At 41.1% G+C, this 1,218-nt stretch carries 2 protein-coding genes; both read left to right on the top strand.

What is annotated here, in order from left to right:
* The first annotated feature begins 89 nt into the window (after positions 1-89).
* A complete protein-coding gene (locus tag LIZ66_RS18290; RefSeq protein ID WP_173716271.1) occupies positions 90-542 on the top strand; it encodes a helix-turn-helix domain-containing protein in 453 nt (150 codons plus the stop codon).
* Positions 524-1,204, top strand: coding sequence for an IS630 family transposase (locus LIZ66_RS18285; protein WP_173897478.1), 681 nt, complete (start codon positions 524-526; stop codon positions 1,202-1,204). Before LIZ66_RS18290 ends, LIZ66_RS18285 begins: the two co-directional genes overlap by 19 nt.
* The last annotated feature ends 14 nt before the right edge of the window (positions 1,205-1,218 follow it).

Below are 1,218 nucleotides of genomic sequence, written 5' to 3'. Positions count from 1 at the left end.
CTAGTATAGTATCCATCTAGTAATAATAGTTTACAGTTACTTGCTTTTTTGCTATACTCCATTCAAAAAACAGTTCTGGAGGATACGCAATGCCACGTTATCATGTTACACTTACTGATACAGAAATACAGGAACTCAAATCTCTCATCCAAAAGGGTGGAAAGGGCTATCGTATAAAGCATGCTCAAATCTTACTAAAGCTGGATCAAAAGCCTGAAAATAGTTCCTGGACATATGACCGTATCAAAGAAGCATATGGTGCTTCCCATAGTACAATAGCTGGAATTGCCCAGCGTTTTGTAACAGAAGGTATGGAATCTGCCCTTGGAAGAAAAGAGCAAAAAAACCGACACCGAAAAGTTACAGGTGATGTAGAAGCAAGGATTTGTGCAATTGCCTGTTCGACACCTCCGGAAGGGGCTTCCCGTTGGACCATGCAGGCTATCGCGGAGGAACTGATACGGCTGGAAGTTGTTGATTACATCACCGATAGTACGGTCTGTAACGTTATGAAAAAAACGAAATTAAACCGTGGCTTGTAAAAGAGTGGTGCATCCCCCAGGCTGATGCAGAATTCGTAGCAAAAATGGAGGATGTTCTGGATGTATATCAAAGATCATATGATCCGTCCAGACCGGTAGTTTGTATTGATGAAACGAATAAACAGCTAATCATAGAAAAACGGGTTCCCTGTAAGCCAGGGGAACCAGAAAAATTGGATTCTGTTTATGTCCGGAATGGAGTTGCAGATATCTTTATGATATCTGAGCCGTTGGCAGGAAAACGGGAAACTGTTGTAAAACAAACCCGGACAGCAATTGATTTTGCTGAAATTCTTCGCTATACGGCAGATGAATTATATCCAAAAGCGGAAAAAATCATATTGGTCACCGATAACTTAAATATCCATGCGCCATCTTCTTTGTACAAGGCATTTTCAGCACAAGAAGCCAACCGTTTAACCAAACGTTTTGAATGGCATTACACGCCAAAACATGGAAGCTGGTTGGATATGGCAGAAATAGAAATAGGGGTTATGAGCCGCCAGGCACTTGCAAAACCATTTCCAGATCTCGAAAGTTTTGAAAAACAGGTTCGTAGCTGGACAGTGAATCGAAATGCAAAATGCGTAAAAATAAACTGGCAGTTCACGACAGCTGATGCCAGAATTAAACTGGCAAAGCTATATCCAACAACACTTTAAAAACTAGATGGATG

Origin of the sequence: Blautia faecis, assembly GCF_020554845.1 — a bacterium.
Lineage (GTDB): Bacteria > Bacillota > Clostridia > Lachnospirales > Lachnospiraceae > Blautia_A > Blautia_A faecis.
Note: the sequence above shows the minus strand (reverse complement) of the source record. Positions and strands in the feature narration are given on the sequence as shown.